Consider the following 14,055-nt stretch of genomic DNA (forward strand, 5'->3'; position numbering starts at 1 on the left):
GGCGCGATCGGGAACGAAGCCGATCGATATCCGTCGCCCAGGACAGGGAGGATCCCTTGACCACGCTCGCGACCCCGCGTCCCGCCACCCGCCTACACCGCTTCCTCGGCGCGTTCGCGCTGCTCACGGCCATGGTCGCCGCCGGGCTCGTCGGCCCGTCGGTGGTCTCCACCAGGCTCGCCGAGCCGGCCCACGCCGCCGTCTACAGCTCCTGCACGATGACCCGCTGCGCGGACGCCCGCACCGCGCGCTCCGGCTGGTCCGCCAAGGGCTTCCCGACCAGCCGCGGCTGGTACTCCTGGAGCGGCGGGCAGTACAACTACGCCGGCGGCCAGTTCTACAACCGCGAGGGGCAGCTCCCCGCCAACGCCACCTACTACGAGTACGACGTCTACCCGCGCGCCAACGGCGCCGCCCGCGACGCGTACCGGATCGTGGTCAACAAGAGCACCGGGGTCACCTGGTTCTCACCCGACCACTACGTGAACTTCTACCGGCTCTGACCGTGACACCATCTGGGTCGGGCCGGCCGACGGCCCGACCCACCCGAGGAGTAGTGGAGGGACGGATGGCCGCAGCCCCGCCGCACCCGCCGTCCTGGCTCGCGTTCGACACCGAGCCGCCGGTCGACCCGACCGGGGTCGTGCTGGCCGGGACGGCGGCCCGCACCCGCGCCGGCCTCTTCGACGCGCTGGCCGCGGCCCTCGCCCTGCCCGACTACTTCGGGCGCAACTGGGACGCGCTCGCCGACGTGCTGGCCGACCGGCTCGACGCCGGCCCGCTGACCCTGGTCGTCAGCGACGCGGCGGAACTCCTGGCCGACGAGCCACCCGCGCAGCTCGGCACCCTCCTCGACCTGCTGGGCGGCGTCGCGACCGGCGGGCACGAGCCGCTGCGGCTGGTGCTGCGGGAGCGGGCGCGACGGCTGCCCGCCGTGCGGCGGCGGATCGGTGCGGCCCTCGCCGGCGTCGCCGCACCGCCCGGCCCTGCGGCCGCCCCGCCGCTCGACAGGCACCCCGACGGGCGGGACCGCGAACCACCCCGGTGACGACCTCAGTTGGGCTGGTCGAGGATCGCGCTGAACCGCTCCTCGGCCAGATCGAGCTGGGCGAAGATGTGCCGCTTCACCGGTGCGGACAGTGGTGTGTCCGGCCGGGCGATGAGGTCCCGGAAGACCGGCACCAGCGGCCGGTACTTGGCGGCCGACCGGGCCACCTTCGGCCCGACCGTGTGGATCACACCCACCCCGTTGTCGGTGAAGTCCGATATCTTGATCACCCGGGCCCACGGCTCCCGGTCGAGGCTCGCCGCGACGTGCTCCCGGTACTGGACGTGCCGGTCGCGTTCCGGGTCGTACGGCGGATTGGTGACCGCGCCGACCAGCCGGGCGACCCGCGGGCCGAACCGGTCGGCCAGCGTGGCCAGCGCCGCCGCCGTGGGATCGTCGCCGACGGCTCCCGGTCGATGCGCGGCGGCCGGCGCCTGGGGTCGCCGCAGGGCGGCCAGCTCCACCGGGTGGTCCTCCACCGCGTCGTGCAACAGGCCCGCCACGATCACGTCCACGTCCCGCACCTGATAGTGGTGCATCATCCGGATCGCCACCCGTAGCAGGTGGTTGAGGTACGGCTCGCGGACCCGCCGGTCGTCGCGGTGCAGCTCGGCGGCGAGGTCGAGGGCGGCGGTGAGTCGTTCCCGCGCGGCGGCGTCGAACGCCCGGATCTCCAGGCGGAACCGGGCCAGCAGCCCCGGTTCGCCGTGGATCTCGGTGATCGCGTGCATCGGCATGGTGGCCAGGTATGCGGGGAACTCCATGCGTCTCTTATAACTGATCTTCGCTGGCCGGCGGGACCCGCCGTCGGCCATCCGACGACCGCCAGCCGTCGTCGCGGCGGCGGGTGACCGGGCCTGGCTCGTCCCCCTCCCGCGCCCGGACGGCGGCAAGCCGCGCGAGCACCGGCGGACCGTCGGCCCCGGGGTGACAATCGGCGGATGGACCTGGTGTTGAACCTGCTGGTGGCGCTGCCGCCGGCCCTGGTCCTGTCCCTGGTCTTCCTGTTCCCGGCGCTGGAGGCGTCGGCCTTCCTCGGGCTGGTCGTCCCCGGGGAGGTGGCGGTGCTGGTCGGTGGGGTGCTCGCCCACGAGGGCCGGCTGCCGCTGTGGGCCGTGATGGTGGCCGCGATCTTCGGGGCGGCGCTCGGCGACCAGGTCGGCTACCTCGTCGGCCGCCGCTACGGCCACCGGCTGCTCGACCGGGCGCCCCGCCGGCTCGTCCGCCCCGAGGAGGTACGCCGAGGGCTGGCGCTGATCCGCCGCCGGGGCGCCCTCGCGGTGGTGCTCGGCCGCTGGGTGGCGGCGCTGCGCGCGCTGGTGCCCGGGCTGGCCGGGATGAGCGGCATGCACCGCCGCGCCTTCACCGTCGCGAACGTCACGGGTGGCGCGCTCTGGGCGGCGACGGTGACGATGCTGGGGTACGTGTTCGGGGCGTCGTACCGGCTGTTGGAGCGGCGGCTCGGTTGGGGCGGCGAGGTGCTGCTGGCCCTGGTGGTGCTGCTGGTGCTGGTCCGGCTGGTCCGGGCCCGCCGCGCGCGGAAGGCGTCCGACCGGCGGTCCTGACCTCGTCCCGGTGCGCCCGCCGGCGAGGGCCCGTCCAGGGCGCCGCTGGTCAGGGCGGGGCGGACCCGGGGCAGGCCGGCGCCCCCGGGAGGACGCCGGCCAGGTCGGGGACGCCGGGTCAGCCGCTGACCTTCCCGGTGCCGGCCCCGGCGGTCACGGTGGACTTCACCGTGCTCGCGGCGTCCAGGGTGTACGCGTACGGGATGGCCGCGACACTGCCGGCGGTCTGCGGCGTGCCGGAGTTGACGAAGACGTTGTTGCGCTGGACCAGGTTGCCGGCGGGCGAGGAGCCCTCGCCGACGTGCGTGGGGTCGGTCATGTTCTCGAAGTAGTTCCCCTCGACCAGCACTCCGGCGTTGCAGGTGGTGGCGACGCCGTAGCTGTACGACGGGTTGGCGGTGTTCACGTAGTAGTTGTTGAACACGTGCACCGGGTTGCCGAAGCGGACCCGCGGGTTGCGTTGGAAGCAGTTGCTGAACACGTTGTGGTGGTAGGTCACCTTCAGCTTGCCGGTGTCCTCGCCGGAGTTGCTGTCGCTGTGCCCGACCAGCGAGCACTTCACGTGGTCGTGCAGCCGGTTCCAGGAGACGGTGACGAAGTTCGACCCGTGGGTGACGTCCAGCAGACCGTCGTAGTAGTCGGTGCCGTGGCTGGTGTCGCTGGACAGGTCGTTGTGGTCGATCCAGACGTTGGTGGAGTTGTCCAGGTGGACGGCGTCGCCGTTGCCGACGCTCGCCGGCACCCTGGCGATGTTCAGGTTGCGGATGATGATGTTGCGGGCGTCGCGCAGGTTGAGCCCGCAGCCGGTCAGCCCGGAGCCGCTGCCGACCCCGATGACCGTCTTGTTCGAGCCGACCCGGATCTCGGTCGAGCAGGCGAAGTTCCCGCTGACCCGTACGGTGGTCGCCGTGTCGCCCTTGACCGCGTTGGCCAGGGCCGTCGCGTCGGTCACCGTGACCGTGCCGCCGCCGGCCCCGCCGGTGGTGCCGCCGTTCTGGGTGGCCCAGCCGACCAGTCCGGTGGTCGGCGGCGGGGCGGAGGTCGGCGTGGGGGAGGCGGTCGGTGACGAGGAGGTCGGCGGCGTGGTCGGGGCGCCCCCGACGCCGTCCACCGTGACGTCGTCGAAGACCGCGTCGGCGTACGCGGTGACCAGCACGATCCGGCCGGCGGAGTACGCGGTGTCGGTGCCCGAGGCGATCTGGGCGCCGTTGGCGAAGCCCTTGATCGTGCTGCCGCTGGCCTCGATCCGCAGCGTGTACCAGGTGCCGGTGGACACGGTCAGCGCGGCGGAGCCGATCACGGTGAGCTGGCTGCCGTTGACCATCTGGAGTTCGGCCCGGTTGGCGTTGGTCAGTGCCAGCCGATACATCTTCGTGGCGCTGGTGGACCGGGAGGCCAACCCGATCAGCCGGTTGCTGCCGTTGAACGACAGCGGCTTGACCCGGGCCTGGACCTGGTAGTCGGTCCAGCTGGTCTGGCCGGCGAAGGCACGGGCCAGCTCGCTGGTGTTGTTGCTCTGCCGGTACGCCGGGGTGCCGTCGGTAACCACCGACCAGTCCCCGCCGGACTTGGACCAGCCGTCGGCGTTGCCGTCGTCGAAGTTGTCGCCGAACAGGGTGGCCGCCGCGGCGTTGCCGGTCATCGCGACGGCGAGCAGCAGGGCGGTGAGGCCGGCGCCGGCTGTGGCCAGCGCTGTCCGGTGGTGGTGTCGGAGTCGCACGGTGCTTCCTCCTGTGGGTGTGGTGGGGGACGGGCGGCCGTGGCCGCCGTGGCCCAAGGCGCCACGCGGGACGGGCGTGGCCCCGGGGGTCAGCGGGGTAGCCGGCCGGCGCCGGCGAGGACGTCGACGACGGGCGGGACCAGCGGCGCCGGCAGGACCGGCGCGGCGCGCAGGGTGGGCGTCCAGCCGGCGTCACCGCCCAGATCCGGGTCGTGCGCCGCGTTGTACGCCCCGAGCAGGTCGACCGGGCGGGCCGGGCCGTCACCGCGCCGCAGCCAGCTGCCCCCGCTCGGTGAGTGCGGTGCCGCCCCAGTCCCGGATCAGGTCGGCCGGGTCGATGTCGTCGGCCAGGGTGAAGAAGTTGTTCTCCGCGTGGATCGCGGACTGGACGCCGACGCCGAGGGCGTACTCGAAGCCGGGGCCGCGGAGCCGGTAGTGGTTGTTGTGGACGTCGACCTGGCCGAACCGGACCCGGGGCAGGCGTTGCAGGTCCCCGTCGAAGAGGTTGTGGTGCACGGTGACCCTGAGCCGGTCGACGTCCGGCCCGACGGTGTTGGACGAGCCGATCAGCATCAGCTTGTCCCGGCCGACGAACCGGTTCCAGGAGGCGGTGACCAGGCTGGCGGTGTGGGTGACGTCCAGCGAGCCGTCGTGCACCTGGTAGGGGCGGCCGAAGCGGCTGGGCTGGGCGCTGTCCGGGTTGTCGCCGTCGGTGAAGGTGTTGTGGTCGACCCAGACGTGCTCGCTGCGGCGGACCGAGAGGTGGTCGTACTGGGATTTCCAGTTTCCGGTGTCGCCGTCGGTGGGGGACCAGGCCGGGAAGCAGTCCCGGGCGTCGTCGAAGGTGAGGTTGCGGACGATCACGTTGCTGACCCGGTCGACCATCAGGGTCAGCCCGGTGAGCCGGGCGTTGCGCAGCCCGATGATCGTGGTGTTCGAGCCGACGTTGATCTGCGTCTGCCGGGTCTGGTTGGCCACCGACCGCACCCGGGCCGTCTCCAGGGGGCCGCTCGGATCCGCCCGTCCCCACACCGCCGGGTCGTACGCGGCGAGGTAGGCGTCGAGCGAGTACTCGGGGTCGGCCAGGTCGGCGCAGTCGAGCAGGGTGCCGTCGGGGCGCTCGAAGCCGTCGATGACGCCGTCGACGTAGACGATCTTGGGAGTGGCGTCGGTGGCGTTGCGGGCGTTGTCGCCGCCGAGCGCGGCGACCAGTTCGGCCCGGGTGCGTACGACGTGGATCCGGTCGGGGGCGGCGGCCCCGCCGCCGCTGGTGCCAGGTCCCTCGGCGGCCCATCCGTCGTTCGCCGGAAGCGCCTGGCGGCCGAGCTGCCGGGCGGCCCAGGACAGTGTCGGCCCGGCCGGAGCGGCCGTAGCGGAGGTGGCGGCGGTGATGATCGAGAGCGCGGCGACGAGGAGCGCGGCGCCCGCTGCTGTTGTACGCATGGCTCGTTCCGTCCTGTCAGCTTTCGATGGCCGATAACCGTGACGGTAGAGTCATGTATTTATGGGAGTCAATGTGTATGATGTGCAGGTTTGTTGCAGTTCCACCGTGCGTACGGCGTCGGCCCGGCGGTGCGCGGCGGGAATGGCGGTTGTCTGTCCGGATCGCCCCGGACCCGGCCCGGCCGGGTTTGCACTACCGTTGCGGCACCTCCCCGGCCAGCCCGTCCACCCGGTACGGCGGCACCGCCCACGGCACCCCCAGCTCCGACGGCAGCGCCCCGGACTCCGCCGCCCGGCGCAGCACCGCGTTGACGCCCCGGACACACAGCACCCGCCGCGGGCCCTCGCCGACGGTGTCGACCAGGTCGCCGCCGAGCAGCGCCGGTTCGGGTGCGCCCCGCAGCGCGGTGAGCACCTCGGTGAACGGCGCGGTACGCGCCAGCGGCGCGATCAGCGGCACCCCGGCCGCGCGGTGGTCGAGCAGGTTCTCCAGCAGCCCCCGCCGGCCGGGCACCGGGCGCGGCTCCGGCTCGCCCGGCAGCCACAGCCGGTCGGTCGGGTACTCCAGCACCGCCCGTCCCCGGGCAGCGGCGACCACCACCTCACCGGGCACGAAGTCCGCGCCGGCCAGGGTGACCGCGGCCAGCACCGGCGGCCCGGCCCGTGGCGTCACCCGCAACACCGCGGTGTCGTCCACCTCGATCGGCCGCACCCGGTAGCGCTCCACCTCGACCCGGTCCGGGGCGACCGGCGCTCCGGTCACCGCCTCGGCGACCGCCAGGCATTGCATCACCGCGTGCGCGAGCGGGTTGGCGAGGACCCCGTCGAGCACCGGTCGACCGCCGAGGGTCCGCCGCCCGGCCCAGGGGGAGCGGGCGTAGTAGGCGTCGGGGCGCTGCCAGGCGGCGACGGTGGCGATGCCGTCGACCGGACCGAGCCGGCCGGCGGTGACCGTGTCGGTCAGCTCCGCGAGGGCCGCCGAGCCGAGCGCCTGGAAGCCGACCTGCACCGCCCGGCCGGTGGCCGCCGCCGCGGCGGCCAGGGCCCGGTGTTCGGCCAGGTCGAGCACCGGCGGCTTCTCCAACAGCAGGTCCGCGCCGGCAGCCAGGGCGTCCAGGGCGATCGGCAGGTGGGTGTGCGGCGGGGTGCAGATCACCACCACGTCGGGGCATACGGCGGCGAGCATCGCCCGGTGGTCGGTGTGGAACGCCACCTCCGGCGGCACCGGGGTGGCCGGCTCGTCCTCCAGCGGCCGGACGTCGACCAGACCGACCAGGCGCAGCCGGCCCGCGGCGTGCAGCGCGGCGATCACGCGCCGGTGCCAGCGACCGTGGCCGTTCGCCCCGACCAGGGCCACCCGGGGCAACCCGCCGTCGCCGCCCCGGGTGGTCATGCCGCGCCCGCCAGGGTGGCGCGGACGCCGTGCCGTTCCAGTGCGCTCAGCCAGCCCACCACGTCGGCGCGGACCTCGTCGTCGGCCGCCAGCTCGGCGGGGAACACCTCGCGCAGGGCGAACAGCGCGTCGACCACCCCGGCGGGGGTGTCCCGGCCGGCGGCGAGCGCGGCCCGGATCCGGTCGGCGAGCGGGTCGTCCAGCGGCAGCGGGCGGCCGTCGTCGGCGTACCCGAGGAGGAAGCGCAGCCAGGCGGCGACGACGAGGGCAACCCACCGGGCCGACCGGCCGGCGGCACGCAGGTCGGCCATGGTGTGCAGCACCCGCTGCGGCAGCTTCTGCGAACCGTCCATGGCGATCTGGAGGGTGCGGTGCCGGATCGCCGGGTTGGTGAACCGGGCCAGCACCTCCTCCCCGTAGCCGGGCACCGAGACGCCGGCGGGTGGGGCGAAACTCGGCGCGACGTCCTCGGTGACCAGCCGGCGCAGCACGGTGTCCAGGTGCGGCAGGGCGAGGGCCTCGGCGACGGTCTCCGCGCCGGCCAGGGCACCCAGGTAGGCGGTGGCCGAGTGCACCCCGTTGAGGGCGCGCAGCTTCAGCCGCTCCCACGGGCCGGCGTCGTCGGTGAGGGTGGCCCCGGCCCGCTCCCAGGCGGGACGGCCCCCGGGGAAGTCGTCCTCGATCACCCACTGTGAGTACGGCTCGGCGGCCACCGCGGCCAGGTCGGCCACCCCGAGCGCCCGCCGGGCCGCGGCCAGCGTGTCCGGGGTGCTGGCCGGCACGATCCGGTCGACCATGGTGCCGGGGAAGCTGACGTGCGCCTCGACCCAGCCGACCGGGCCGTCGGGCACCCGGGCCAGGGCGAGGGCCTGGGTCACCAGCCCGCGCAGCCGACGCCCGTTGGCGGGCAGGTTGTCGCAGCTGACCAGGGCGAGCGGGCCGGTGTCGGCGGCGGCCCGGGCGAGCAGCCCGCGTACCAGCAGCCCGGGAACGGTCTGCGGGGGCCGGCCGGTGGTGAGGTCGGCGACGAGTTCCGCATCGGCGCGCAGCTCTCCGGTGACCGGGTCGAGCTGGTACGCCTTCTCGGTCACCGTCAGCGTCACCATCCGGATCACCGGGTCGGCGAGCAGGCCCACCACGGCGGCCGGGTCGCTGGCCGCGTGGCGTACCCCGGCCAGGGCGCCGACCACCCGGGTGGCGGCGCCGTCGGCGGCGAGGGTGGCGACGCTGAACAGGGCGTCCTGCGCGGCGAGGGCGTCGACCACGGCGGTGCTGCGCGGCGCGACCCCGATGATGCCCCAGTCCCCGCCGGCCGCGCCGACCGCCGCCTCGGTGTGCACCGCCTGGTGGGCCCGGTGGAACGCGCCCAGCCCGAGGTGGACGATGCCGGCCGGCACGGTGCCGGGGCGCAGCAGCGGCCGGCACTCGACGGGCAGCCGGCGCAGGGCGGCCAGGCCGAGCCGGTCGGTGTCCATGTTCACCGCCATGCCGGGCCGTCCGGGAAGCGGAACCGCGCGATCGACTCCGGCCGCATGGTGCTGCTGTAGCCGGGCGCGGTGGGCAGCAGGTAGCGCCCGCCGCGGGTGCGCACCGGGTCGACGAAGTGCTCGTGCAGATGGTCGACGTACTCGACCATCCGGCCGTCGAGACTGGTGCCGACCCGGAGGAAGTCGAACGCTGCCAGGTGTTGGACGTACTCGCAGAGGCCGACGCCGCCGGCGTGCGGGCAGACCGGCACCCCGAACTTGGCGGCCAGCAGCAGCTCGGCGAGGACCTCGTCGACCCCGCCGACCCGGCAGGCGTCGACCTGCATGACACCGACCGCCTCGGCCTGCAGGAGCTGCTTGAAGATCACCCGGTTGGCGGCGACCTCGCCGGTGGCGACCCGGCACCGGCCGCCGGTCAGGTCGGTCACCGCCCGGGCGATCCGGGCGTGGCCGAGCACGTCGTCGGCGTGCGTGGGCTCCTCGATCCAGTACGGGTCGACCTCGGCCAGCGCGGTCATCGCGGTGATCGCCTCGTCGACGTCCCACACCTGGTTGGCGTCCATCATCAGCAGCGCGTCCGGGCCGATCTCGGCCCGGATGATCCGGGCCCGGCGCAGGTCGTCGTCGAGCGGGCCGCCGACCTTCATCTTCATCGCCCGCCACCCCTGGTCGTACGCCGCGCGGGTCAGCGCCCGCACCTTGTCGTCGGGATAGCCGAGCCAGCCGACCGAGGTGGTGTACGAAGGCAGACCCGTCTGCTCAAGCTCCGCGAGCCGGTCGTCCCATCCGACCAGCCCCTTGTCGAGGATGGTCGCCGCCTCGTCGGAGGTGAGCGCGTCGCTGATGTGCCGGAAGTCGACGCTGGCCACCAACTCGTCGGTCGGCAGCTCGGCGAGGTACCGCCACATGGGCTTGCCGGCCAGCTTGGCGCGCAGGTCCCAGACGGCGTTGACCAGCGCCCCGGCGGCCATGTGGATGACGCCCTTCTCCGGGCCGAGCCAGCGCAGCTGCACGTCGGCGGTGAGCGACCGCCAGAACGCCACCGGCTCGGCGGCGATCTCCGCGACCGTCCGGCCGCGTACGTGGTGGGCCAGGGCGTGCACGGCCGCACAGGTGATCTCGTTGCCCCGTCCGTTGGTGAAGGTGAACCCGGCCCCGGTCGGCCCGCCGTCGGTGGCCAGCTCGACGTACGTGGCCGAGTAGTCGCCGCGGTTGATCGCGTCCGAGCCGTCGCCGCTGGCGGCGGTGGGGAACCGCACGTCGTGCACGCTGACGTCGGTGATGGTGATCGTCATGCCCGCGCCCCGAACTTGAAGACCCGCTTCGGCAGGCGGTACGCCAGGTCGACGATGGTCTCGGCGGCCTCGTCGGCGGGCAGCCGGTGCTCGGCGACCAGCCGGGCCAGGAAGCCGGCGTCGATCCGGCGGGCCACGTCGTGGCGTACCGGGATGGAACAGAAGGCGCGGGTGTCGTCGACGAATCCGGCGGTGTTGTAGAAGCCGGCGGTCTCGGTGACCGTCTCCCGGAACCGGCGCAGCGACTCCGGCGAGTCCAGGAACCACCAGGGGGCGCCGAGATACAGCGCCGCGTACCCGCCGGCGAGCGGCGCGAGTTCCCGGGTGAAGGTGTCCTCGTCCAGCGTGTAGAGCACCACCCGCAGCCGCGGGTCGTTGCCGTACGCGTCGAGCAGCGGGGCGAGCCCGTGCACGTACTCGGTGGCCTGCGGCACGTCGCCGCCGACGTCCCGGCCGTGCCGGGCGTACAGCCCGCGGTTGTGGTTGCGTACCGCGCCCGGGTGCAGCTGCATCACCAGGCCGTCGTCGAGGGACATCCGGGCGAACTCCAGCAGCATGTGTGCCCGGAACGCCTCGGCGTCGGCCCCGTCGGCCAGGCCGCGCCGGCCCCGGTCGTACAGCGCCGCCGCCTCGGCGTGACTCAACGCGAGGGTACGGGCGGTCGGGTGCCCGTGGTCGGAGGAGGTCGCGCCGGCCGCGACGAACGCCGCCCGGCGTTGCCGCAGGGCGGCCAGGTAGCCGGCGTACGTGCCGGTGTCCTCGCCGGAGACCTCGGCGAGCCGGTCCACGTTGGCCGACCAGTCGTCGAACTCCATGTCCACCACGTCGTCCGGGCGAAACGTGGTGACCACCCGCCCACCGGGCCCGCCCCAACCGTCGGCGGCGAGCTTGGCGTGCTGGGCGAGGTCGTCCAGCGGGGACTCGGTGGTGGCGAGCACCTCGATGCCGAAGCGTTCGAACAGCGCCCGGGGCCGGAACTCCGGTTCGGCGAGGCGGGCGGCCAGCTCGTCGTAGATCGCGTCGGCGGTGGCCGGGGAGAGCGCGGTGTCCACCCCGAACACCGTGCGGAAGGTCTGCTCCAGCCAGAGCCGGGACGGGGTGCCCCGGAACAGGTGCCAGTGCGCGGCGAAGCGCCGCCAGATGATCCGCCCGTCGGTCTCGGCCGGGCTGCCGTCGATGGTGGGCACGCCCAAATCGGCCGGTGGCACGCCCTGGCTGAGCAGCATCCGGGTGAGGTAGTGATCGGGCACGATGAGCAGCCGGGCCGGGTCGGGGAACGGGCGGTCCTCGGCCAGCAGGGCGGGGTCGACGTGCCCGTGCGGGGAGATGATCGGTTGCTCGGCCGCCAGCGCGTACAGCTCGCGCGCGAGGGCGCGCTGGCCGGGTTCGGCGGGCAGGAGCAGGTCGCGGCGGGAGACTGTCGGCACGGGGGTGGACTCCTCGGTCAGGGCAGGGTGAGCAGGTCGGCGACGCGTACGGGCGCGCCGGTGTCCAGCGAGCGGTTGGCGGCCAGGCCGGTGAGCAGCGCGAGCGCACCGTCGTACGCGGTGGCGGCCCGGTCGAGCGGGTCGGGCTGGCCGCCGAGGAGCACCCGGGTCATCCGGGCGTCCGCGCCGCCGTGCCCCCGGCGGGTCCAGCCCGGCACCGGGATCGGCACCGGCGGCGCCCAGAACGGCCGCAGGGTGAGCCGGGCCTCGCCACGCTCCACGGCCGCCTCGTCGCCGTGCAGTGCGGCGCCATTGAGCGCCCCGGCGCCGGCCGGGCTGACGTGGTCGCTCTCGGTGACCTCCAGTTCCAGGCGGCCCCGACTGCCGTTGATCATGACGCGGTAGCCCTCCCATGGGGCGTACGCGGTCAGGTGGTAGGTCATGGTCGCGCCGGAGGAGTAGCGGGCCAGCACGGCGAGGTCGTCCTCGATGGTGACCCCGGGGGCGAAGACGTTGCGGTCGCGGTGGTAGCCGTCCTCGGACTCGGCGTCGAGATAGAGCTCGCGCAGCCGGGGGTGCTCGGCCAACCGCAGGGCGAAGGGGTCGTCGTCGGCGGCGGGGGAGCCGTGCGCCCGCTCGTAGTCGCGGGCGTAGCCGTGCCGGCGGCCGGTCTCGCCGTAGAAGAACAGTCGCCCGGCCGCGTGGACCTCGACCGGGCGGGCGTCCAGCCACCAGTTGACCAGGTCGAAGTGGTGGCTGGCCTTGTGCACCAGCAGCCCGCCCGAGGTGGCCTTGTCCCGGTGCCAGCGGCGGAAGTAGTCGGCGCCGTGGCGCACGTCGAGCAGCCACTCGAAGTGCACCGAGCCGATCTCGCCGACCGCGCCGTCGGCGAGCATCCGCCGGAGGAGTTCGTGCAGCGGGTTGTAGCGGTAGTTGAAGGCGACGGTGACCCGCCGTCCGGTCTCGGCCACCGCGTCGAGGATCCGCCGGCAGCGCGGCGCGTCGACGGTCATCGGCTTCTCGGTGACCACGTCGCAGCCGGCCCGCAGGGCCGCCACCACGTACTCGTCGTGGGTGACGTCCACACTGGTCACCAGCACCACGTCCACCCGCTCCTTGGCCAGCATGGCGGCGAACTCCGCGGCCTGGTACGTGGGCACCGGCGGGTGGCCCAGCTCGACCAGCCACCGGTTGTGCGCGTCCATGCGGGCCTGGTTGACGTCGGCGAGGGCGACCAGTTCGGCGGTGTCGGCGTGGTCTAGGGCGAGGGCGCGGACGAACATCTCGGCCCGCGCCCCGGCGCCGACCAGGGCATGACGGATCCGTTCCCGGACGGGTGGTGGCATCGTCGGCCTCCCCGGCATGCTGCAAAGGTTTGCAGCGACGAAACCATGTTGGCGAGCGGCCCGTCAACGGTCGATGCGAAAGCCGTGGCATTCACGCCGACTTAATGCGATAAAGCGGTGCGCCGGGAGCAATAGCGAAATCGAGCGACAGCAATCGACCGTTGACACCGGAGCAACCGTTTGCATTAATGGCCGCACCTGCGTGACCACCACCACCACCACCACATCCGATGAGGGAGCCCGCCGTGCCAGCCACCATCCGGGACGTCGCCCGGGCCTCGGGGGTGCACATCTCCACCGTCTCCCGGGCGTTCTCGGCCCCGCACCTGGTCAACCCGGAGACCCGGGTTCGCGTGCTGGCCTGCGCGGAGGACCTCGGCTATCGGCCAAACCGGGCCGCCCGGGCCCTCATCACCGGTCGTACGCACAACATCGGGCTGATCGTGGCCGACATCGCCAACCCGTTCTTCCCGCCCCTGATCAAGGCGGCCGAGGGGCAGGCCAGATACCGCGACTACCACGTCTTCGTCGCGGACACCAACGAGGACGCCTCCGCCGAGGAGGAACTGGTCCACGCCCTGGCCAAGCAGGTCGACGGGGTGCTGCTGTGCAGCCCTCGAATGAGCAACAGCCTGATCGAGCAGGTCAGCCGGGAGGTCCCGGTGGTGGTGATCAACCGGCTGGTCGCCGGCCTGCCCTGCGTGATGATGGACGTCGGCCAGGGCGCCCGGGCCGCCGTGGAGCACCTGCTCAGCCTGGGCCACCGGCGGATCGCGCTGCTCGGCGGCCCGCGCGGGTCGTGGACCAACCGGGAGATCCGTCGGACGGCCGGGGCCGCCGTCCGGGTCGGCGGCGCGGAGCTGACCGTTCTCGGCCCCAACCATCCCACCGAGGAGGGCGGCCGGACCATGGCCGAGCAGGTCCGCCGCAGCGGCGTCACCGCCGTGCTCGCCTACAACGACCTGATGGCGATCGGCCTGATCGAAGGGCTCGACGCGCTCGGGCTGCGGGTCCCGGAGGACGTCAGCGTCGTCGGCGTCGACGACATCACGCTGAGCCGACTGACTCGCCCCAAGCTGACGACGGTGGCCACGCCGACCGCGGCCGCCGGCCGAACGGCCGTCGACATGCTGCTGCAACATGACCCCGACGCGTCCCGCGGCGCCCGGGGACGTGGTGCGGGGGCCGGCGACCGTCGCACCACCGCACAGGTAATGCTCCAGACCGAACTGGTCGTCCGCGACTCGACCGGGCCCGCCCCACCGCCCGGCCGGAACGCCGCCGGCACCTGACGTGCTGGCCCGGGCCCGCATGGCCGTGCGAACCCGGGC

12 protein-coding genes are annotated in these 14,055 nt (G+C 73.8%); 4 read left to right on the forward strand and 8 right to left on the reverse strand.

Features of this window, described 5'->3' with window-relative positions; all coding sequences use genetic code 11:
* The first annotated feature begins 131 nt into the window (after positions 1-131).
* Both GA0070604_RS14995 and GA0070604_RS15000 read left to right on the forward strand, forming a co-directional pair.
* Positions 132-503, forward strand: a complete 372-nt coding sequence (locus GA0070604_RS14995) for a ribonuclease domain-containing protein (RefSeq protein ID WP_091127136.1) — start codon at positions 132-134, stop codon at positions 501-503.
* Positions 504-568: 65 nt separating this feature from the next.
* Entirely contained in the window at positions 569-1,048 is a 480-nt protein-coding gene (locus GA0070604_RS15000) for a barstar family protein (protein WP_091118510.1), read from the forward strand.
* Between the two features lie 5 nt (positions 1,049-1,053).
* Here the strand turns inward: GA0070604_RS15000 and GA0070604_RS15005 are convergent, their stop codons facing one another.
* The gene (locus tag GA0070604_RS15005) at positions 1,054-1,812 is read right to left on the reverse strand and encodes an HD domain-containing protein (RefSeq protein ID WP_091118511.1); all 759 of its coding nucleotides are present in this window, start codon (positions 1,810-1,812) and stop codon (positions 1,054-1,056) included.
* 177 nt (positions 1,813-1,989) lie between these two features.
* On the opposite strand from GA0070604_RS15005, the gene GA0070604_RS15010 reads away from it, so the two are divergent.
* Positions 1,990-2,613, forward strand: a complete 624-nt coding sequence (locus GA0070604_RS15010; protein ID WP_208602063.1) for a DedA family protein — start codon at positions 1,990-1,992, stop codon at positions 2,611-2,613.
* A 118-nt stretch (positions 2,614-2,731) separates the two neighbouring features.
* On the opposite strand, the gene GA0070604_RS15015 is transcribed toward GA0070604_RS15010, so the two are convergent.
* The 7 genes from GA0070604_RS15015 to GA0070604_RS15045 all read right to left on the reverse strand — a co-directional run bounded on the left by GA0070604_RS15015 (position 2,732) and on the right by GA0070604_RS15045 (position 12,724).
* Positions 2,732-4,333, reverse strand: a complete 1,602-nt coding sequence (locus GA0070604_RS15015; protein WP_244161909.1) for a pectate lyase family protein — start codon at positions 4,331-4,333, stop codon at positions 2,732-2,734.
* A gap of 261 nt (positions 4,334-4,594) precedes the next feature.
* Positions 4,595-5,776, reverse strand: a complete 1,182-nt coding sequence (locus tag GA0070604_RS15020; protein ID WP_341845344.1) for a pectate lyase family protein — start codon at positions 5,774-5,776, stop codon at positions 4,595-4,597.
* A gap of 193 nt (positions 5,777-5,969) precedes the next feature.
* Entirely contained in the window at positions 5,970-7,169 is a 1,200-nt protein-coding gene (locus GA0070604_RS15025) for a Gfo/Idh/MocA family protein (RefSeq protein ID WP_091118512.1), read from the reverse strand.
* Positions 7,166-8,644 (reverse strand): mannitol dehydrogenase family protein, encoded by a 1,479-nt coding sequence (locus tag GA0070604_RS15030; protein WP_377593041.1) that lies wholly within the window; start codon positions 8,642-8,644, stop codon positions 7,166-7,168. The genes GA0070604_RS15025 and GA0070604_RS15030 overlap by 4 nt, the downstream gene beginning before the upstream one ends.
* A 2-nt stretch (positions 8,645-8,646) precedes the next feature.
* Entirely contained in the window at positions 8,647-9,951 is a 1,305-nt protein-coding gene (locus tag GA0070604_RS15035; RefSeq protein ID WP_091118513.1) for an enolase C-terminal domain-like protein, read from the reverse strand.
* A complete protein-coding gene (gene uxaC / locus GA0070604_RS15040) occupies positions 9,948-11,378 on the reverse strand; it encodes a glucuronate isomerase (RefSeq protein ID WP_091118514.1) in 1,431 nt (476 codons plus the stop codon). The genes GA0070604_RS15035 and uxaC overlap by 4 nt, the downstream gene beginning before the upstream one ends.
* Before the next feature lie 17 nt (positions 11,379-11,395).
* Positions 11,396-12,724, reverse strand: coding sequence for a Gfo/Idh/MocA family protein (locus GA0070604_RS15045; protein WP_091118515.1), 1,329 nt, complete (start codon positions 12,722-12,724; stop codon positions 11,396-11,398).
* Positions 12,725-12,969: 245 nt separating this feature from the next.
* On the opposite strand from GA0070604_RS15045, the gene GA0070604_RS15050 reads away from it, so the two are divergent.
* Positions 12,970-14,016: a LacI family DNA-binding transcriptional regulator gene (locus GA0070604_RS15050; protein ID WP_091118516.1), complete on the forward strand. Its 1,047-nt coding sequence runs from the start codon at positions 12,970-12,972 to the stop codon at positions 14,014-14,016.
* The last annotated feature ends 39 nt before the right edge of the window (positions 14,017-14,055 follow it).

The sequence above is a fragment of the Micromonospora eburnea genome (genome assembly GCF_900090225.1).
Taxonomy (GTDB): domain Bacteria; phylum Actinomycetota; class Actinomycetes; order Mycobacteriales; family Micromonosporaceae; genus Micromonospora; species Micromonospora eburnea.